The following is a 221-nucleotide window of genomic DNA, read 5'->3' on the forward strand; positions in this document are numbered from 1 at the left end:
GGAGTGTGCTCGGCTGATGGTCCATCAGCTGGCGTGGGTTCGTGACTTTGGGTGCGACGGGCCGTTGTGTTTGTCGTGCAAGATGATGTGCGGCCTGATTTCTGGTCGGCGGAACTGGAAGAGCTGCTGGTGCGGATCGGTCACCGGTTCGGGCGGGTGGATCTGCGCCGGCGAATGCGGGCATATGTGCACGGCCTGCTCGGGCCGGTGGGCCGCAAGAA

1 pseudogene is annotated in these 221 nt (G+C 64.3%); it reads left to right on the forward strand.

The features are described 5' to 3' along the window. Positions 1 to 87: 87 nt before the first annotated feature. Positions 88 to 221, forward strand: a pseudogene (locus IH09_RS40965) (IS701 family transposase); the annotation flags it as partial.

It is taken from the genome of Streptomyces celluloflavus (assembly GCA_000720995.1).
GTDB lineage: Bacteria > Actinomycetota > Actinomycetes > Streptomycetales > Streptomycetaceae > Streptomyces > Streptomyces celluloflavus.